The sequence below is a fragment of the Bacillus sp. es.034 genome, from assembly GCF_002563655.1.
Classification (GTDB): domain Bacteria; phylum Bacillota; class Bacilli; order Bacillales; family Bacillaceae_B; genus Rossellomorea.
In genome coordinates this window covers 1,402,586-1,422,670 of the sequence record NZ_PDIY01000001.1, presented here as the reverse complement: position 1 = coordinate 1,422,670, position 20,085 = coordinate 1,402,586, and the positions used below count along the sequence as shown (strand labels likewise).

Annotated in this window: 20 protein-coding genes; 1 reads left to right on the top strand and 19 read right to left on the bottom strand. The window is 43.8% G+C overall.

The features are described from left to right. Positions 1 to 190: 190 nt before the first annotated feature. The 10 genes from prfB to flaG form a co-directional block, all read right to left on the bottom strand. Positions 191 to 1,292 (bottom strand): peptide chain release factor 2 gene (prfB, locus tag ATG71_RS07195; protein ID WP_098439033.1). Its coding sequence is split into 2 segments (ribosomal slippage): positions 191 to 1,219 and positions 1,221 to 1,292, totalling 1,101 coding nucleotides; the frame shifts between segments, so codons are not numbered across the junction. 329 nt (positions 1,293 to 1,621) lie between these two features. Continuing rightward, positions 1,622 to 4,132, bottom strand: a complete 2,511-nt coding sequence (gene secA / locus ATG71_RS07190) for a preprotein translocase subunit SecA (RefSeq protein WP_098439032.1) — start codon at positions 4,130 to 4,132, stop codon at positions 1,622 to 1,624. A 382-nt stretch (positions 4,133 to 4,514) separates the two neighbouring features. After that, entirely contained in the window at positions 4,515 to 5,639 is a 1,125-nt protein-coding gene (locus ATG71_RS07185; RefSeq protein ID WP_179886488.1) for a YecA family protein, read from the bottom strand. Positions 5,640 to 5,769: 130 nt separating this feature from the next. Continuing rightward, on the bottom strand, positions 5,770 to 6,606 hold the full coding sequence (locus ATG71_RS07180) for a DUF1028 domain-containing protein (protein WP_098439030.1): 837 nt from the start codon (positions 6,604 to 6,606) through the stop codon (positions 5,770 to 5,772). A 146-nt stretch (positions 6,607 to 6,752) separates the two neighbouring features. Next, entirely contained in the window at positions 6,753 to 7,331 is a 579-nt protein-coding gene (hpf, locus tag ATG71_RS07175; RefSeq protein ID WP_044338351.1) for a ribosome hibernation-promoting factor, HPF/YfiA family, read from the bottom strand. Positions 7,332 to 7,650: 319 nt separating this feature from the next. Beyond that, positions 7,651 to 8,442, bottom strand: coding sequence for an ABC transporter permease (locus ATG71_RS07170; RefSeq protein ID WP_142953459.1), 792 nt, complete (start codon positions 8,440 to 8,442; stop codon positions 7,651 to 7,653). Between the two features lie 86 nt (positions 8,443 to 8,528). Further along, the gene (gene fliT, locus ATG71_RS07165; protein ID WP_098439028.1) at positions 8,529 to 8,873 is read right to left on the bottom strand and encodes a flagellar protein FliT; all 345 of its coding nucleotides are present in this window, start codon (positions 8,871 to 8,873) and stop codon (positions 8,529 to 8,531) included. After that, positions 8,873 to 9,277: a flagellar export chaperone FliS gene (gene fliS / locus ATG71_RS07160; protein ID WP_098439027.1), complete on the bottom strand. Its 405-nt coding sequence runs from the start codon at positions 9,275 to 9,277 to the stop codon at positions 8,873 to 8,875. Before fliS ends, fliT begins: the two co-directional genes overlap by 1 nt. Positions 9,278 to 9,295: 18 nt before the next feature. Continuing rightward, complete coding sequence (gene fliD / locus ATG71_RS07155; RefSeq protein WP_098439026.1) at positions 9,296 to 11,359, bottom strand: flagellar filament capping protein FliD; 2,064 nt, start codon at positions 11,357 to 11,359, stop codon at positions 9,296 to 9,298. A gap of 14 nt (positions 11,360 to 11,373) precedes the next feature. Continuing rightward, the gene (gene flaG / locus ATG71_RS07150; protein WP_098439025.1) at positions 11,374 to 11,724 is read right to left on the bottom strand and encodes a flagellar protein FlaG; all 351 of its coding nucleotides are present in this window, start codon (positions 11,722 to 11,724) and stop codon (positions 11,374 to 11,376) included. Positions 11,725 to 12,093: 369 nt separating this feature from the next. Here flaG and ATG71_RS23955 point away from each other — a divergent pair, with 369 nt between their 5' ends. Beyond that, positions 12,094 to 12,570 carry a hypothetical protein gene (locus ATG71_RS23955; RefSeq protein WP_098439024.1) on the top strand — a complete coding sequence of 159 codons (477 nt, stop codon included), beginning with the start codon at positions 12,094 to 12,096 and terminating at the stop codon, positions 12,568 to 12,570. Positions 12,571 to 12,738: 168 nt separating this feature from the next. On the opposite strand, the gene ATG71_RS07140 is transcribed toward ATG71_RS23955, so the two are convergent. From ATG71_RS07140 to ATG71_RS07100, 9 genes are all read right to left on the bottom strand, one after another. Beyond that, entirely contained in the window at positions 12,739 to 14,013 is a 1,275-nt protein-coding gene (locus ATG71_RS07140; RefSeq protein WP_098439023.1) for a flagellin N-terminal helical domain-containing protein, read from the bottom strand. Between the two features lie 120 nt (positions 14,014 to 14,133). Continuing rightward, positions 14,134 to 15,081 carry a flagellin Hag gene (gene hag, locus ATG71_RS07135; RefSeq protein WP_098439022.1) on the bottom strand — a complete coding sequence of 316 codons (948 nt, stop codon included), beginning with the start codon at positions 15,079 to 15,081 and terminating at the stop codon, positions 14,134 to 14,136. Positions 15,082 to 15,237: 156 nt separating this feature from the next. Further along, positions 15,238 to 15,459 (bottom strand): carbon storage regulator CsrA, encoded by a 222-nt coding sequence (gene csrA, locus ATG71_RS07130; protein ID WP_098439021.1) that lies wholly within the window; start codon positions 15,457 to 15,459, stop codon positions 15,238 to 15,240. Between the two features lie 4 nt (positions 15,460 to 15,463). Beyond that, positions 15,464 to 15,913 (bottom strand): flagellar assembly protein FliW, encoded by a 450-nt coding sequence (gene fliW / locus ATG71_RS07125; RefSeq protein ID WP_098439020.1) that lies wholly within the window; start codon positions 15,911 to 15,913, stop codon positions 15,464 to 15,466. 13 nt (positions 15,914 to 15,926) lie between these two features. Continuing rightward, positions 15,927 to 16,475, bottom strand: coding sequence for a DUF6470 family protein (locus ATG71_RS07120; RefSeq protein WP_098439019.1), 549 nt, complete (start codon positions 16,473 to 16,475; stop codon positions 15,927 to 15,929). Positions 16,476 to 16,543: 68 nt separating this feature from the next. Further along, positions 16,544 to 17,422: a flagellar hook-associated protein FlgL gene (flgL, locus tag ATG71_RS07115; RefSeq protein ID WP_098439018.1), complete on the bottom strand. Its 879-nt coding sequence runs from the start codon at positions 17,420 to 17,422 to the stop codon at positions 16,544 to 16,546. A gap of 15 nt (positions 17,423 to 17,437) precedes the next feature. Continuing rightward, on the bottom strand, positions 17,438 to 19,027 hold the full coding sequence (flgK, locus tag ATG71_RS07110; RefSeq protein ID WP_098439017.1) for a flagellar hook-associated protein FlgK: 1,590 nt from the start codon (positions 19,025 to 19,027) through the stop codon (positions 17,438 to 17,440). A 19-nt stretch (positions 19,028 to 19,046) separates the two neighbouring features. Next, complete coding sequence (locus ATG71_RS07105) at positions 19,047 to 19,541, bottom strand: flagellar protein FlgN (RefSeq protein ID WP_098439016.1); 495 nt, start codon at positions 19,539 to 19,541, stop codon at positions 19,047 to 19,049. A gap of 54 nt (positions 19,542 to 19,595) precedes the next feature. Further along, positions 19,596 to 20,033, bottom strand: a complete 438-nt coding sequence (locus ATG71_RS07100; RefSeq protein ID WP_098439015.1) for a YaaR family protein — start codon at positions 20,031 to 20,033, stop codon at positions 19,596 to 19,598. Positions 20,034 to 20,085 lie beyond the last annotated feature (52 nt).

The window sequence follows — 20,085 nt, the reverse complement described above, 5'->3', positions numbered from 1 at the left end:
GTATAGCATGGGCGCATAAAGGTGTAAATAACAGTTCAATAACGTGTTAAAGCATTAATGAGGTGAGGTTGGAGGGACGGACCTTGGCTGGGTGGGAAACAGTTGCTTCATTGTGCTAATTAGAGGTCCGTCCCTCAAACATATTTAAAAAACTGCCCTCGCCAGAAGTTGGGCGGGGCAGTTTCGTGTATTACTTTATTTTGGATCGCAGGTAAGCGTTGATGAATGGGTCGATGTCACCGTCCATGACGCCTTGTACGTTTCCTGATTCTGTGTTGGTTCTGTGGTCCTTGACCATGGAGTATGGGTGGAAGACGTAGGAACGGATTTGGCTTCCCCATCCGATTTCCTTTTGCTCCCCGCGGATTTCAGCAAGTTCCTGCTCCTGCTCTTCGATGCGCTTCTGATAAAGCTTCGCTTTCAGCATTTTCATCGCAGACTCACGGTTCTTGATTTGAGAACGCTCCGATTGACAAGTTACAACTACATTGGTCGGTAAGTGAGTGATACGGACGGCTGAATCGGTGGTATTGATATGCTGACCGCCGGCTCCGCTTGCACGGTACGTATCAATTTTCAGATCTTCCGTACGGATGTCGATTTCGATTTCTTCATTAAACTCCGGCATGACTTCACACGAAACGAAGGATGTGTGACGACGGCCCGACGAATCGAACGGTGAAATACGAACAAGACGGTGCACGCCTTTTTCAGCTTTCAGGTAGCCGTATGCGTTGTGGCCCTTGATCGCTAACGTTACACTCTTGATCCCCGCTTCATCACCAGGCAGGTAATCAAGGGTTTCCACCTTGAATCCGCGTTTCTCACCCCAACGTGTGTACATGCGGAGAAGCATGGAACCCCAATCCTGGGACTCGGTTCCACCTGCACCGGGATGCAGTTCAAGGATCGCGTTGTTTTTATCATGTTCTTCGCTTAGAAGAAGCTGTAGCTCGTAGTCATTTAAACGTTTGACCAAGTCAGCAAGCTCTTCTTCCATATCCTTTTGCAGTTCTTCGTCTGGTTCTTCTTTGACCAGCTCAAGGGTCAATTCAAGGTTTTCCTGGGATTCAAGCAATGATTTGTATTCATTGACAAGTTCCTTCAAGCCGTTTCCTTCATTGATTAGTCCCTGTGCGGTTTGCTGGTCATCCCAGAAATCGGGTTGGACCATGATTTCGTCAAGTTCCTGGATTCTGGCCTCTTTGTTTTCTAAGTCAAAGAGACCCCCTGAAGTCCGCTAATGTCTTAGCTGATTTTTCTAACTCTGCTCTGATTTCTGATAGTTCCATGTGTGGTCACCTCTATAGTTATTTGGGTTGTTGTTTTGTAAAAGTCATTTTGGAGTTTGTATTAGATAGTGGTGGTTGATTTCCGCTGCAGGTGCTCGCTTTCCGCGGGGCGTGGGTTGAGCCTCCTCGGGCTAAGGCCCTGCGGGGTCTCAACTTCCACGCGTTTCCCGCAGGAGTCGAGCACCTTCCGCTTCAATCAACATTGCTTTTAAAATCCATCCAATAAAGCACTAATAGTGCCAGTTACTCCATCTTAATCATAAAAACGGAAAAGTACCTGGGACTTATTTTAGCAAAATTAGTCCCAGGTATCATCTGATTTCTTTTCGTTATCCTGTTATGCCGTGGCAGTGTTTGTATTTTTTGCCGCTTCCGCATGGGCATGGGTCGTTGCGTCCGACGTCTGCTTGTTTGCGGACTGGTTGTTTTTTGGCTTTTGCTCCGTCTTCTTTCGGGTTGACCGCTTGGCCTTTGGCCACTTCCTGGCGTTCCAGGTTGTTGCGAATTTCCGCTTTCATGACGTATTTTGCCACGTCTTCTTCGATGGCGAGTACCATGCTTTCGAACATGGCGAAGCCTTCATGCTGGTATTCACGCAGTGGATCGTTTTGTCCGTATGCACGGAGGTGGATACCCTGACGAAGTTGATCCATGGCATCGATGTGATCAATCCATTTTGTATCAACGGCGCGAAGCAGGATGACCTTTTCAAACTCACGCATCTGCTCCGGTGTCAGCTGCTCTTCTTTTTCATTGTAACGGTGCTGTACGTCTTCAAAGATGAGAGCCATCATTTCATCGGCTTCTTTTCCACGAAGGTCGTCGACCGTCACGTCATTTTCCGGTAGAAGGTTGGCGTTGACGTAATCAACAATGCCTTGAAGATTCCAATTTTCCATCTCTTCTTCTGCCGTATGAGCCGCCACTTGGCGTTCAATGACTGATTTGATCATGCCTTCAACGATGTCTCGAAGGTTTTCAGAGTCAATGACTTCATTACGCTGTTTGTAGATGATTTCACGCTGTTGGCGCAGTACATCATCATATTGAAGAAGCTGCTTACGAGCGTCGAAGTTGTTACCTTCCACTCGTTTTTGCGCTGATTCTACAGCTCGGCTGACCATTTTACTTTGGATCGGCTGGGAATCATCCATTCCAAGGCGTTCCATCATGCTCTTCATATTGTCAGAGCCGAATCTTCTCATCAATTCATCTTCCATTGAAAGATAGAATTGAGTCACGCCGGGATCTCCCTGACGTCCGGAACGTCCACGAAGCTGATTATCGATACGTCTTGATTCGTGACGCTCCGTACCGATGACGGAAAGACCGCCAAGATCGATGACTCCTTCGCCAAGTTTGATATCCGTCCCACGACCGGCCATGTTCGTCGCGATCGTAACGGCACCAGGCTGACCCGCTTCTAAAATGATTTCCGCTTCACGGCCATGGTTTTTCGCATTCAACACGTTATGGCGTACGCCTTTTTTCGTGAGGAGCTTAGAAATCAATTCTGACGTTTCAACGGCAACCGTACCGACCAGTACAGGCTGTCCTTTATCATTTCGTTCTTTAATGTCTTCTACTACGGCGTTGAACTTCCCTTCGATGGACGCGTAAATTAAATCGGCGCGGTCATCACGGACGATCGGTCTGTTCGTCGGGATAACAATAACGTTCATATTGTAGATATTACGGAACTCTTCTTCTTCCGTCTTCGCTGTACCCGTCATACCGGACAGCTTTTCGTACATACGGAAGTAGTTCTGGAAAGTGATCGTTGCCATGGTCATGCTTTCGTTTTGAATTTCAAGACCTTCTTTTGCTTCGATTGATTGGTGAAGTCCATCACTGTAACGACGTCCCTTCATCAAGCGTCCCGTAAAGGAGTCAACGATGACGATTTCGCCTTCCTGGACCACATAATCCACATCACGGTGCATACTTACATGGGCTTTTAACGCCTGATTGATGTGGTGGTTAAGGGTTACGTGTGAAATATCGAACAGGTTATCAATATGGAAGGCTCTTTCCACCTTGCTGATTCCGTCTTCCGTTAATTGAACACCCTTTGTTTTTTCATCATATGTGTAATCTTCTTCTTTTTTCAGTGTACGTACGACCGCATTCGCCTGGATATAAAGCTGAGGCGTGCGCTGGGCGTTACCTGAAATGATCAAAGGAGTACGCGCTTCATCAATCAAGATGGAGTCGACCTCATCGATGACGGCGAAATGAAGGCTGCGCTGAACCATTTGATCTTTGTACAGGACCATATTGTCACGAAGGTAATCGAATCCGAATTCGTTATTCGTACCGTATGTGATGTCCGCGCTATAAGCTTCGCGTTTTTCATCCTTAGACATAGAGTTGAGATTGAGCCCTACAGTCAGTCCTAAGAAATTGTAGAGTTTCCCCATTTCCTCGGCATCACGGCTGGCCAGGTAATCATTGACCGTGATAACGTGAACGCCTTTTCCCGTGATGGCATTCAAGTAAACAGGCATCGTCGCCGTCAGGGTTTTACCTTCACCGGTTTTCATCTCGGAGATGTTCCCGCCGTGAAGGGAGATACCACCCATGAGCTGGACGCGGTACGGGTATAGACCCAATACGCGGCGTGCTGCTTCGCGTACGACAGCAAAGGCTTCTACGAGCATGTCTTCGAGGTCTTCACCCTTCTGATAGCGCTCTTTAAAACGCTCCGTTCTTTCACGGATTTCATCATCCGTCAAACGCTCCATATCGGGACCTAATTCTTCTATTTGATCGGCCAGCTTCTCCAGCCTCTTTAATTCTCTTTTATTCGCATCGAACACTTTATTTAATAGACCAAGCATGTATAAACGCTCCTTTATCTGTGTTGGAATGAGAGCCAAACGTCACAAGTATAACGAAAGTAAATGAGATTCCCATGAGAATTATGTGAATCCCCTGTAAAAAATAAGGAGAATCACTTCACATCACTCTACTTAAAATTCGCTACTAAAACCAATTATCCTCCCACGCAAACACGATATTTTCCCTATCAATCTTACCACTATCCCATATCGGTTACAACTTAAGGCTTTGAGGGACGGACCTCCCTTTTTCAGTCTTTTGAAGAAATGAATGCTATTATATCAAGCTTTCCATTCTCAATGGTCATGATTTGGGAGGTCCGTCCCTCAAAAAAAGCCGCCTTTATCAGACGACTTTTGTAGGATGTGTATTGAGTTTGGTTTAGGCGTTTGTTGCTTTCAGCAGTTCGTAGACGGTGTCCTGGTAGCTTTCCCAGATTTGCTTGCTTCGTCTTGAGATGCTGTTGGCAGAGACATCGAAGTATTCGGCAAGTTCCTTTTGAACGTGGCGGATACTGATTTCGTCGATGTTTTTCGCCATGTCGACCATTGCCCCCGAGTAGATTTTCGGGTTGCGGATTGTTGGGCGTTCTGTGTAGAAATATTTTTCCAATACGGCTACGAGCAGTTCGCCTTCCTTCTTATCTTCCCCTTTTTCAGCCAGGAAGGTTTGAAGTGAGGTGATCGCTTCATTGTATTCCGGCGTCTTCCAGATTTCGACGCCTTCAATGGAGTCTGCAGAATCCTCATCAGAATCATTCGCTACATCAGATTCACTAGACGCTTTACCCGTTGCCGCTGCTTTTCCAGCCTTCTTCTTCTCCGCACTATAAAGGACGAATCCGACATCCGCGATTTCCAGGTACTGACCTGATAAGTAATCATGGAGAGTTTCAAACTCACCCTGTTCGAAACGGATTTTCACTAACTCCATCGCTGCTTTTTCAATCGCAGGATAAATGAAGTATTGAGCAAACGGAAGATATTTCTCCCCGTTCGGCAATAGTAATCCCAGGAAGAAGCTATTCTCTTCAAGCTTACCGAATTTTTCCGTCACGATAAGCGTATCTCCCGTGATCGCTTCCCCGACACTCAATGTATTGTCATCAAGCTTCTCTACCGTACCCGCTGTCACACGTACATTCTTCCACGATTCCAATACCTCAGCTGTCTGTGGTCGAGTCACTGTACTTAGCTGCTTATCCACAAATCGTTCGATCAAACGAACACCTTCAGCATCCTTCTGAGTCGCACCGTACCAGCTGACAAATGCCATTTCATATATATCGGGATCTGCCTGCATCAAATCCATCTTGGACAGATAGTGATGGTAGGATTCTTCCATCTCGGCAGACTGTGCCGTAGCGATGAAGTCATACAGCTGCGCCTGCAGCACATCCAGTTCCTGACTCACCAGCGTTTCTATATTCACAACGTTTTCACAGCATTTCTTATATTTCTTTCCACTGCCACATGGGCATGGTTCATTTCTTCCGACTGTACTCATGTTTGTATTTACCTCCAACTTCTCTGAGTCCCGTACACAAAGGTTCATTATATAACATTTCTGGCAAGCATTAAACTGTTTTAAAATAAGAAAAAAGAACCAATCACTTTCCGACTGGTTCTTTTTACAATTATCTTCCTTGATTTTTTATATAATCCAAGACATCCAAATCGATATAATTCTCATCCTGCTCACGCATTTCAAAGTTTTCCGTGTGGAGATAGTCTTTCAAATTTTGATAGAGGGACTGCTTTTCTTTCGCATAGCCAAGACGGGTGAGTTCACGTTCCACTTCATCGTAAATCTCACCTTCAAGGAGTACCACCCTGCCGGCGTCTGATTCTTTGAAGTACAGCTGATGTAGTTGATAGATTCTCTTCAGTTCTTGGATAGGAGAGGCGTGATCATCCACCCTGAGGTCAATATAGCGATCGTTGAACCCACCGTATCCACCGTTCTCCTTTACGACTAATAGAGCAGCGGACTGCATGCCACGGGAATCACCGCCTGCTTCCTGACCGGCATCGAGGGCGTGGAGAAGCCTTTCAGCCAAAGACCCAGTGGTGGACTCAAAGGTATCCGCCATCGCCTTCACGGTTTGCTCATCTACTAAAATATTCCCCTGAGCTGCAAAATGCTTTCCAGTCTGCCCACCAGCCCAGTCATAGCACCCTTCCCCGGTAAAAGTGGCCGGGTTGCCACAAGCATCGATCAACCCCACCTGGCGCAATGGTCGCTCCGGGTCATCCTTTGTGATGATATCAAGTGCCTCTTCCGCCGTCTTGCCTTCCTCCATCAGTTGAAGCGCATGTGGGCCGTAAGAAGTATTTGCGTAAGACTGAGTCGCAACTGCGCCGACTCCCGCTTTCGCAAACGGCACAACCGAACCAACACCGAGGAACTTGGATTGGACCGCAATCCCCCATTCCTTTTCATCCGGGTCAAAACCTACAATGGAATATGTCATGGTGAAGTCCTCCTTTAGATTAAAGCGTCTATTTAATACAAAAACCCATATTTTATATATCAAGATTCGACAAAAAGTGGTATAAATCCTTCTTCTTACAAAAAAACCTGCAGTCCAGGAGACTACAGGTTTTAAGCTTATTCAGATTAATTTGTTTCAATCAAACCGTACTTACCATCACGACGCTTGTACACAATGTTCGTTGCATTCGTCTCTGCGTCCGTGAAGATGAAGAATGTGTGACCCAGCATATTCATCTGCAGGATCGCTTCTTCACTGTCCATCGGCTTCAGATTGAACTGCTTTGTTCTTACTACTTCCGTATCGTCCTCTTCCTCCAGTTCAACGGCAGCTGCGCCGTTAGGAGAAACATGATTCAAATCTTCCTGAGCAGCGAAGAACTCCTTCGGGCTACCCTTTTCACGCATCTTACGGTTCACTCTGGTCTTATGTTTGCGAATTTGACGCTCCAATTTATCTACTATCAGATCAATAGCCGCATACATATCTGCGTTGCGTTCCTCTGCACGTAGAACTAATTGCGGCATTGGAATAGTCACTTCAGTTTTCGTATTTTTATCAGGATACACTTTTAAATTAACATGTACATTTGCATCAGGAGTTTCATTAAAGTAACGGTCTAACTTACCAATCTTTTTCTCCACGTGTTCGCGAATCGCTGGAGTTACCTCAATGTTCTCGCCTCGAATGTTGTAGTTCAACATGTAAACTCCTCCTTTTAAAAATAAAGCTATGTTTATATATTCTCCATTCCCTTCATTAATCCTTCTTAAACTTTCTAAATTTTTTGTCAATTTTTCGTGAAGTTTGTAAGGTGGTGTCGAAAGTGTGGGTGTGTAGGGGGTTGGAGAATGTTTAAGAGTGAGGTGGTTTTGTTGATATGTAGAGAGCACCTTTCACTCTTTATAGTATTATTTTCTCACTTTTTTGTTGGATTAAACGTTGGGAATTTGGAGGATTTGTGAATGGTATGGGGCGAAAATGTGAAGGGATTTTGGAGAGGGGTTAAGGTTGGATCAGCTATTAAACATCCACATCCCTCTCCCCAAAACTCCACCAACACAATCCACCAAGCCCAACCAAATACATCACAATCACCCCAACCGAAAACCAAAACGTCATTCCTTCAAACGGTGGAGTCCCGAAGAAATATTGCTGCAAATCAGTATTCGCAAACAGCAGATACCTCCCCCACTCCATACCAAGCTCGTTCATCAAAACCAAAAATGTCCCTGCAGAAAAGGTCAGAAAGATCGTAGAACCAATCGCAAACGAACTGCTCCTCGTCACTACCGAGAAGGTAAAAGCGAAGGAACAAATCACCATCATTTCTATGAATCTCAACACGTAAGCTCCTGCCACAATAAAAAAGTTCTCGTTCAAATCAAAGAAACTATCATAAAACCACAGAGAACCGAGCACGGCGGAAAACAAGAAATGAGAGGCTGTTAAAACAGTGGCGATGACTACCACGGTTATGTATTTGGAAAGCAGTATTTTCACGCGGTTAATAGGTCGGATAAGCAATAGCTTAATGGTGCCAGACGAGAATTCACTTGAAACGATATCACCGGCAATGATCAGAGTGAAGAGTTGAATGATCATAAGGAGGTTCGAACTGATCCGCATATATTCCCAGAATGAAAATTGGATACCGTCGAAGAGCATGTATACAAAGAAGGATGCAATGGAATCCATGAGTACGATTATTCCAAGGGAAATCCACATACGTGGGTGAGAGATTTGTTTTATGAGTTCATTGGTAATCAGATTTGTCATTTGACCTTCGTCCGATGATAGTAGACTAGTTATCACCCTGGACTGCCTCCAGTATTTTTCTATTATTATATCATGAGATTATTTGGAAAATAAAAAAGCCCCGAAATAATCGAGGCTGGAATTTATTTCTTTTGATCATAAAAATACCCGTCCGTCTGCATATGTTCATAAGGATTGGAATATTTTTTTGCCGTTATTTTCTTTTTGTTCATGCTGTTCATTTCCTTCTTCACTTCGTCTCTCAGGATGGCAAGTTTCTTATCTATGACGGTGTTCCACTGAACGATTTGGCGACCCAACGTCTGTTCTGCCTCTGTGTAGGGGGGCTGGATGGAAGAGAGAATTCCCTCTCGTTGTAGTATTAGTTGGTCCACCTCTTCTATTAATCTATCTTCTACTTTGGAAGAAGAGCCGACCAGGACATATAACTGTTTGGTTAATTCATAGCATTGCTCAACAGAAGACATCAGGCTTTGCCACCTTGACCTGCGTGCTGTTTTTGACGATTGAGCTGAATGAGCTCTTTCCAGGTGTCACGGAATTCTATAATCAATCCTTCCGCTTCTTCGATGGCTTCCACGTCGTTTTTGATATTTCCGTCGATTAATCGGCGGTTGATGAAGTCATAGAGTGACATCATGTTCTTGGATACGTCCATATCCATATTCAAGGTGACCATCAATTCGCTCACGATGTTCTGGGCTTTTTGGATGTTCACATTTTTCATTTCGATATCATGATTCTGGATTCCCTTTTTGGCGAGTGTGATAAATTTCAAACATCCATTGTAGAGCATTAACGTAAGTTCGCCGGGAGATGCGGTGGTGACTGAGTTGTTTTGATACGTTTGGTATGGATTGTTTACGGCCATATTGACACTCCTTTATGTTTACATGCCGCTAAACTGCTGCATGAGATAGGCTGATTGTTGGTTGGCTTGCTGGATCGCTTTTTCCATGGCGGTAAATTGACGCCAATAGCGGTCTTCCACTTGTTTCATCCGGTCTTCGAAGCGGTCGATGCTGCTGTCGACGTTTTTCAATTCGCGCCCCAGGGCAAACTGCTGATTCGTTGAGTTCACTCCGCCTGCTTTGTCTTTCAGCTTGTCCATCGTAGCGTTGACAGAATCATAGAGTCGGTGGATGATTCCTTTCTGAGACTCATTGGTGGCATCACTTCCACCCCTGAACAGGTTCTCCACCGATTGGGGATCCTCTTCGATCGCTTTCTTCAGCTCGGCTTCGTTGATGACGAGCTTCCCACCTTCAAGGTAGTTGCTTGTCGTGGTGATCCCGATACTCGATAGCTGTTTGTATAAAGGATTTACGCTTGCGTTATCCACCGGCTGGTAAAAGTCGGTTCGCATTTCTGACAGGACACCGGAGAGAATCGAATCTCTTTTTAACAGTCCATTCTTTGCCTTCTCTTCCCACTGCTCCTGCTGTTTATCAGAAAGGCTTTCCCGCTGTTCATCCGTTAGCGGACCGTATGAACGATAGAATTCTTCGGAAGTCTTTTTACTGATTTTGTCGATGAGTTCATTGTATTTATCCACAAAGCCTTTGATGTTATCAAATACATCTGTGGAATTATTTGAGATTGTTGTCGTCACGCCATTGGGTGAGGTGGACGAGTCAAAAAGATCCTTGATGGAGAATGTGACTCCGTTCATTTCAAACGTGTTGGAATAGCGTTCTGTTTTCAGACCATTTATCTCAAATTCTACATTCGTTCCACCCGTTTCTGTGGACGTCCCGAATTTTAATAAAGAGTTAAGAAACGTACCCGAGGTCGTTATTTCATCTCCACTTGTATTGTAGTTTCCCGTTTCGGTCCGGGTCATCGTGGCACGATCAGAAAATGAGTCATAGAACATGGAAACCCCGGCATCTGAAGAGTTGACCCTGTTCATCACTATATTCAATGATTCATTTCCCTGCACAAGGAAGTTCACATTTTTTTGTCCGTCTTTCCCATGAGTCGTCAATGAAAAAGTAGAATAGTTTTGTGTATAATTCACCGAGATAGCTGACCCGGCAGCCTGTTCAGTGGTGAAACTGATTTTACCTGTTTCTTTATTAATGGTTCCGATGACGGAGCTGTCTGCTGCCTTCAGCTCGGTATTGCCATCTGTATCCGTTGCTCCCAGAGTATAATCCTTGCCGTTTACCGTTAAGGTCAAATTTTGAATGGAGCCTTTAGCGAGCTGCACATCTTTCACAGCATCCGTAGTCGAAATGGTTTGGGTTTTATCTGTTGTTATGTAATCTACCTGGATTGAGCTGTCTTTCTTCACCGCAGCGCCAAACGTCAACGCCCCGCCGGCATCAACCAATACCTGGTTACTTCCAAGCCCTTCTGCAGGCAGGGATGTCACTACCTCCATGGATTTTCCGTTCACCTTCACACTCATCTTGTCTACATCTTTTAGCGTGGTCCCGGCGAAATTAATAGAGGAGGTAGTCGTATCGCTTGCCGCCTTGATCGTCTGGGTTTCGACCACTCCTTCAGACCAAGTAAAAGCAGCACTGTTATCAAATTTCGAACTTTGATTGTAAAGACCAGATTTCGGATCAAACTTGGTTCCGGCACTTGAAAGCTTTTCACCATTCGCCCCGCTGCTTCCACTGACACGATTCGCTGCGCTGGCAAGCTTCGTTACGTTATTGATCGTATAGGATGCTTGTGAAGCCCCGCTCGTCGCAGTCGCAGTCACTTTCGTTTCATCGGATGAACTTGTTTGTCTTGCCCTGTATTTCGAAGTCAGCTTATACTGAGTAAGCTCCGAACGGAAATCCAACAACAGTGTGTTCATCGAACGATAATCATCACGTTTCCATTCAAGGGTCTGCTTCTCTGCCTTTAATTTATCCAATGGGATCCGTTCCGCTTTCATCAAGTCGGCAACGATGGAATCAATGTCCATCCCACTTGCTAAACCGCCAATTCTCAAAATCTCTCACTCCTCTAAACCTTTTGATCGACCATCAATCCGACAAACTCCGTCATGGCCGCATACATATCCAGCATTCGTTTAGCCGGTATCTCTCTCACTACTTCTTTCGTGACATCATCCACAATCGTCACATAATATTCTTTCAATCTATCATGGAATTCAAATTTGAGGTGTGTATTCGAAGCTGATAAAAATTCATTCATGCCCTGAACGACATTTTGGAGTTTTTCTTGGGTGACAGGTTCTTTGGGTGTAGTTTCTTCAAATGTTTGTTCCTGTACTTTTATCTTTGCTGCGTCGCTAGTAATGTTTTGTGTTTCAATAAATGATTGTGAAACATGTCCTGTCACTTTATCAATCATTATGGGATCCTCCTGTGGGTTATATGGGTTATATCGGAAGATTTTTAAGTTAGTTTAGTTAGAAAGGGAAAATTCCTCTTTAACATGTTAGAATTAAACAGAACGCATATTCGCATTTTGTCAGGGGGGTTATTGTGGAAACTCAAAATACTTTTCTTTCTTTAATGACTGGTAAACTATTAGGGGACGGGTGTATTACACAGCAAAATGGCAGGAAGGCCCGGTTTCAATTTATGTACTCGAAAAAAGACCAAGCATGATGTACCCACTGCTATACACAGAAAGCTATTATGTCCAATCAAAAACTCACCCTAAAATCACGAATTTAAGAAACCTATGGTATAGAGATGGAAAGAAAGTCCTTCCTCTATTTACAAACACTTATCTCCTCTGGCTTTGGCTTGGTGTTATCAAGATGATGGTCATTTAAGAAAGAAGAGTAATACACCACAAAAAATCATTCTATCTACCGACAGCTTCATGCCTTATGAAAACAAGGGACTAAGTCATATCCTATGGGAAAAGTTTAGTTTGGATTTTGCAATGGATAAACAAAACAGGCTGATTCTATACGACCAATTCCAAATCCGCTATTTCCTTTATTTAATTCAACTGTATTTACATCACTCTATGAGAAGAAAAACGATCTCTTCTATGGATTTATCAAGTAGTCAAACTTCATCTAAGCGCTCTATTTATTTACCTGCAAATATAAACATATCTTCGCCCACTTCTGAAATTAACGATAAACTTTCCACTCTTTCAACAGTTCTACAACTTTTAAAAATAGATTCATTTTATAATAAAGAGATATTTGACATATACAAATCCTTTCATCAGTACTAGAGAAAGTCATACCAGATTGTCATTTCTGGCAAGGAGATTCAAAACCTTATCCTCTTAAAGCACATTACCGGAATGAACTTTAGTCTGTTGACCTATTTATGCTTCCAGTACGAAATGCTAAAAAAAAGAGACCCTAGAATATTCTAGAGTCCCTTAATCATAAAAATATTAACGAAGAAGTTGTAAAACCCCTTGAGGTTGTTGATTAGCTTGAGCAAGCATAGCTTGAGCAGCTTGAGAAAGAATAGAATTCTTCGTTTGGTTCATCATTTCTTTCGCCATGTCAACATCACGTACACGAGACTCTGCAGCTGTTAAATTTTCTGAAGCTGTTCCTAAGTTGTTGATTGTATGTTCTAATCGATTTTGATACGCACCTAATCTAGAGCGTTCAGCCGAAACGGTATTTATGGCTTGATCAAAAACTTTAATAGCAGCTGAAGCTTTTGATGCTGTTGATACATCTAAACCATGTTCACCTGAGATTGTTACATCTGTTAAGTCGTTTTCGGAACCGGTAGCTGTGAATGTGGCTCCTACAGTGCCACCAACAACTCCTCCAGCGTTATTTCCTGCTTCACCTGAAATTCCTAAAGCAGCTGAACGCATATCATTAATAGTCACACTAAATTGTTGACTTTGATTTGCTCCAATTTGAAGTGAAGCTGCACCATCTTTACCTGATGTGGTTGTAGTACCTCCACCTAAGCCACCTGTTTGTCCATCAGTAACAGTACCAGTACCTGAAACAGTGAAATCAGAATTTAAACTCCCAGCAAGCAAAGCTGCAGAGATAGCGCTTTCGTCCATCGTATCATCTGAATCAAGAGTAATAGTCAACGTATTACTAGAAACCGCAGCACCAACACTAGCACCAGAAGTAGCACTAATTACAATGTTCATATTTCCTGCAGCCCCATCATATGTTCCTGAAGCTGCAGCTGTTAAACTAATACCAGAATCTGCAATCGTTCCAGTAGCTTGTGAATTGAATGTAGAACCTGCAGCTACCTTAATACCTGATTTATTTCCATCTAATAGCTTTTGAGTATTAAATTCAGTATTATTCCCAATTCTACTAACCTCAGATGTTAATTGATTGATCTCTTTTTGTATTTCCTTACGATCATCTGTTGTATTAGTATCATTAGATGCTTGAACAGCCAGTTCACGCATACGCTGAAGAATATCATGTGTTTCATTCAATGCACCTTCAGCTGTTTGAATAAGAGAAATCCCGTCTTGGGAGTTACGAGAAGCTTGATCGAGCCCACGAACTTGAGATCTCATTTTTTCAGATATCGCTAATCCTGCCGCATCATCTCCTGCACGATTAATTCGTAGACCAGAAGATAATTTTTCCATTGATTTAGACTGTGCATTTGAAGCACCATTTAGTTGACGATAAGTATTTAAAGCTGCAATATTATGATTAATTCTCATAATAATTTCCTCCTTGAAATCAATTATCCACTTCCTTGTGGACTACTTATTAAAAACAAGGAACCACTTCACCAATAAATTATAATTGGCTATGAGGCTCCTTTTAAGAATAATTTATGATTAGCGAAGTAATTGAAGCACACCTTGTGGTTGTTGATTCGCTTGAGCCAACATAGCTTGAGCAGCTTGGGAAAGAATTGAATTTTTAGTTTGATTCATCATTTCTTTCGCCATATCAACATCACGAACACGAGATTCTGCTGCTGTTAAATTCTCAGAAGATGTACCCAAGTTATTAATAGTGTGCTCTAAACGATTTTGATATGCACCTAGCTTAGAACGTTCTCCTGAAACTTTTGCAATTGCTTGGTCTAATACTTTGGTAGCAGCACTTGCTTTAGTAGCATCCGTAATATCTAAGGCATATTCTGGTGTGGCTGTAGCATTAATATCGGTTAACTCATTTTCAGATACTGCAGCTGTAAACGTTGCTCCAACAACATCATCTGGTACAGTTGGACCTACTCCAGCAGCTGTAGCTCCACCAGTAGTTCCAGATATACCCAGTGATTGAGCTCTCATGTCCTGAAGTTTTACTGTGAATTGTTGCGATTGATTTGCACCAATTTGCAATGATAATCCAGAGGACTTTGATCCATCCATCAATTTTTGAGTATTGAATTCAGTATTATTACCAATTCTAGTAACTTCTGATGTAAGTTGATTCATTTCTTTTTGAATTTCTTTACGGTCATCTGTAGTATTTGTATCATTTGCAGCTTGAGTCGAAAGTTCACGCATACGTTGAAGAATATCATGTGTTTCGTTCAATGCTCCCTCAGCCGTTTGAATCAAAGAAATACCATCTTGGGCATTTCGGGAAGCTTGGTCTAAACCGCGGACCTGTGAACGCATCTTTTCTGAAATCGCCAGTCCTGCAGCATCATCACCAGCACGGTTAATACGAAGACCTGAAGACAATTTCTCCATTGATTTACCTTGAGCTGTAGAAGCACTGCTTAACTTATTATAAGTATTCAAAGCCGCAATATTATGATTAATTCTCATTACAAAATTTCCTCCTTGAAAGTAAGCCCACATCCATGTGAACTATAAAGTTTAGTAGTTTGCAACAAGTCAAAAAGGTCGGCCGCCCTTCCCCTTGTTGCTCACACTTCTAATATCGGTAAATATGTCCTAGCTTTAATAGTTTCGGTCAAAAAATTATTCTTTTTTTCCCAGAAGGTTAAATAGGTTGTCGATTCCTTTCGAGGCTTCTGCATTTTCTTGTTGAATGGAAAGGTAGATTTCCTTGCGATGGATTTCTACGTTCTTTGGTGCATTGATGCCAAGCTTGACTTGATCGCCTTTTACTGACACTACGCTGATTTCGATGTCATCCCCGATTTGTATTGCTTCTCCAGTCTTTCTTGTTAGGACTAGCATACTCTCACCCTTTCTTCCCGGCATGCTCGGGTTGAGCAAAGATCATGTGCCTGGTTTGGTAGTTGGGATCATTCAGGATCAGTTGCTTCGCTTTATTGCCGGCCAGGTTGATGACGATTGGCGCCTGGAGATTGGCAGTCGACTCGTGTAATGGTTCTTTGACGGTCACGATGGATAGGACTTTAATTTCGGTTTCTGATGGTGACCCTAGTAACTCAACCGTCGAATCTTCCAGAGTAAAATCATAGTCCTTAAAAAAGATAAACGGATCGGTCACAACAAATCCCAATTCGGGGGTTTTCACCGATTGCAGAATGTGGAACAGAGTGTTTTCGGGCAGGGGTAATAAGATGAACTGTTTCTCCTCCAGGAATCCCGGTACGCCTTGTTCGAATAAAAGGATCTCTTCTTCTTTCACATCTATATTTCCATGATATTTCGTCAGTATTGTCATTGCTCACATTCCTTTAACTATCAATTTGAAGGTGGTTATGCTGTTTCATACTATATGTAATATTGCCGGGCTGATAATGGATGATCGGTTTCTGGGCTCGTGTGTTGTTTTGGACAGACTGCGGCTGCACATTGATTCTTACATCACCGGGCTGGTAGTTGATTTTCACACTGAATGGTGATGGGATATATCCGATGTTGAACTCATACGTGGGAGACTGACTTTTGCGGTCGGCTTGTGCGGCAATGGCCCCACCCCCGTGTTCAATGCTCATCAGTTCGTCCCCGTCCTGTGAGCTCGACGCCATGTATTGCATCCACGCTCCATATCCAGCCCCAGCCGCCTCTTCTATGCTTCTCATGGCAGTTTTTAAATTCATGTCTTCCCAGGCCTGGGTTTGATCAATGGTCAACCGGGGCATGGTTTTCTCCATGGTCATGACCGCTTCAGGCTGACTTAGGTCCATCTGTGCCTGGGGCTGCTCGATTTCAATTCTGGCGGGTGTGGATTGAATCGCCAGTTGAGCCGGGGTCGATTGCATCTGGATTTGAGGAATTTGCATCGTTCACACCTCACTTATATAGAAAGGACTGATCTCTATGAAAAGTCCAGTCCCTTCTTTTATATCTATTATCTTAAAAAGTCCATCAATGTCGTCTGAATGATTCTCGCCCCTACACTCAGTGCAGCACGGTGGACGCTTTCCTGATTCTTCAGATCCGTGATGACCCGTTCCATGTCGGCGTCTTCATTATCCGAAACGATTTTGTTGGCCATCACCTCGGTTTTTCCTAAACGGTTATCGATCATTTCCAACCGGTTGTAACGGGCTCCCATTTCGGAACGCTCCGCTTGAAGGGTATTAATTCTCTCATCCAGGTCTTTTAGAAGGTTATCCATTTCGTCGGCGTTGTAGTTTTCTCCGAAGCCTGTCTTAATGTTTTCTAATCCTGTGAATAGTTCCTGGCTGAATACCTGCTCAGAATCAATATTCGTCTTGATTTTCAAACCGGCAGACACTTCCACCATATAGTCTTCTGTATTGATTGAAACGGTTGGGGGATCTCCCTTTTCGACAGGCGGTTGATCGACGCTCGTTCCGTTGAAGATATAACGGCCGGCCACTTTCGTATTGGCGACCTCGACTAAATCCTGTTTGATTTGTTCGATTTCCTGAGAGATAGCAAGGCGGTCCTGCTCATCATACGTGTCATTCTTCCCTTGAACGACCAGCTCCCGAACGCGCTGCAGGGCACTCGTGGCATGCTCGAGTCCCGCTTCGGAGTTATCCATCCAAAGATATGCTTCTGATAAGTTCCGCTGATACTGTTCGTTTTCCGTTAAGTTGGAGCGGTAGTACATCCCTTTCATGGCAACGACGGGATCTTGTGACGGACGGGAAATCTTCTTCCCTGTCGCCAGTTGATCCTGGTAGTCACCCATTCTTTCATAGCTTTTGCTGAGGTGCCTCAAAGAATTGGAAGCCAGCATACTTTGTGTCACGCGCATTTATCTTTCACCATCCTATCTGCCACCGGTACCCATACCGTTGATGATTTTATCGAGTAATTCGTCTTGCAGGGATATCATTCTTGCCGAAGCGTTGTAGGCATGCTGGAATTGAATCATGTTGGTCATTTCTTCATCCAGCGATACGGCACTTGTGGACATTCTTCGATCATCCACTGCCTGACGCAGTACCCCGCTATTATCCGTTAAGCGGACGGCGTTTTGTGTATCAACGGCCATTCCGCCGATGAGCACTTCATAATAGTTACGGAAACTCGCCATTTGTGAGTTCTGACCGTAATCAAAGTCCTGGTTGATCACATCTGCAAGCTTCAGAAGGACACTGGAATCACCCGTCTCTGCTGCATCAGGGTTTGTTCCGTCGGCATTCGCGATATTATCAAGGCTTGCTTTGATGTCATCGGAAAGGTCGAGGCGGCTGGCAAATCCTGCACGATGGTCATCTGTTAGTGCGCCGAATCCTTTATCGGCAAAGAATGGGATCTCTTGATTGACGGGTTCAACTTCACCATCCCCGTTCACATGATTGATTTCGTTCGGACTCATGCCGTCTGAGTGGATTTTATTGAATTCCACGGCAAACGTATAGGCCAGGTTATCCAGTTCAGAAAGCATATCCGGATAGGCACCGGTTACCTTTCCGTTTTCATCCTGTGAGCCGAATGATTCAATCAGCCCTTTCAGTTTGCCATCCGAATCGAATTCTTTCAGGTCGAGGTTTCGCTCTCCGACAGAAACACCGGTCACATAGGGATCTGTGCCAGGAGGAGTGAAGTGGACCTTCATCTCCTGATAGCCTTTCGCAGTGACAAGATTGGCAAGCGGTGACTGATTGCTGTCCACCAGTGAAATGACTGCCTTCCCCTCTGCGATGCTTGAAGCATTCCCCCCTGAAGATTGATAGGTAACATTGATATTGACGAGGTTTGATAGACTATCAATCAAGCGATCTCTTTCATCATATAGATCATTTGGAAGTAATCCGTGTGGTTCCACATCACCGATCTGCTGGTTCACGTTGTGGATTTGTTTTAAAAGGGAATTCACTTCTTTTTCCGTTACCTGAATTTCGTTGTTCAGATCTTGCCGGATCGTCGTTAATGAATTGGAAAGATAATTAAAGGTTTCTGCCAGAGCCAGTCCCCGCTGACGAACGACGGAGCGCGCACCGGAATTTTTCGGGTTCACGGCTAAGTCCTGAAGGGATTGCCAGAACATATCCATGGTCTTGGCCAGACCTGAATCAGACGGTTCGTTCATGATTTCTTCCATTTTCATGAGTGAGTTGGCTTTTGTTTCCCAGTATCCGAGCTTATTGTTCTCTCCACGGAATTGAACGTCCATGAATGAATCTCTTATCCGCTGAATAGATCCTGCTTCAACACCCGTCCCTACTTGACCGGGGATCTGTGGTCTATTAAAGGAGGGGGATGGGTAAGGTGACGTTTGTTCAAAATTGATTCGCTGCCTTGTATACCCGGGAGTATTGGCGTTTGCCACATTATGCCCTGTCACCTGGAGCGCACTCTGCTGTGTATACATTCCGCGTCTTGCCGTTTCTAACCCCATAAAGGTCGAACGCATGGTAAATCCTCCTCACGATCTATGCTTTTGAGTGAAAGATGGGGCGAGCCGCCTCTTCTTCCTCTGATTGAAGTGGTGAATAGTTTCCCGAATCCTGCTGTCCGAAAAACAGATCAAGATTCAGATTCACAAATTGGAGCGATTGGTTGAGAAGCTCCTGATTCAATATATTTCGAGTTTTCAATTGTTCAGTAATGTGGACGAGTTCGTTCTTGAATTCTTCAAACGATTCTTTATGGACGATGCCGTTTACCCGTAAAAGATCTGACATCGTATTGATTTTAAAGGGACAATCATATTCCCTGCCGATGGCCGCTTGTAGCTGCTCTCTTGTTTTATGTAAGGCTTCCAGCGCCTTGATATGACTTAGTTCATCTTTTATCAATTGACCGAGGCCGTCTATGTCATTACTCTTCAGCATCTCTGTTTTCTTTATGGCGAGCTGATGAAGACTCTTTTGAAGTTTGATGATCTTTTTTAACAACTCAAGAAGTTGTGTTTCACTCGACATCATTGACCCTTCTTCCCTCTGTGTTCTCTTCCTTATATCGGCTGGTGGATGAAATCTTTAAGTATAAATATTGATTAATAGTCCCTGCACTTCACCGACAAGATTCAGGATATTGAGCCCTTTTTCTTCCTTTTTCAGCACTTCATTGGTCAATTGCATGAGTTTGGCGTCGACTTCTTTGACAATTTTATATACCTTTGTCCGTCCGCGTCGATTGAATCCCCTCTGGTTTTCCAGCTGCAGTCCATTTTGAACGGCTTCTTCTAAAAATGATTTCACCATCTTCTTATATCTCTTCAAGTCTTCTACTGTTCTGGACTCGGATAATACTTTCCCCTGATCCTCGATCTCTTTCGCCATTTTTGTGAATTTTTCATAGAGAAGATTTTCCCGTTTCTTTCCCATTACTTCCGAAAAAGAGATGGATTCTGTTGCCACCTGGTTTTTCTTCTCTATTTGATTCAGACCGATCTTCCCGACCTTTTGTACGTCCATGCTTTACACCTCAATTGGGTTATTCATTACTCTTATCATAGAGGAATTCCCG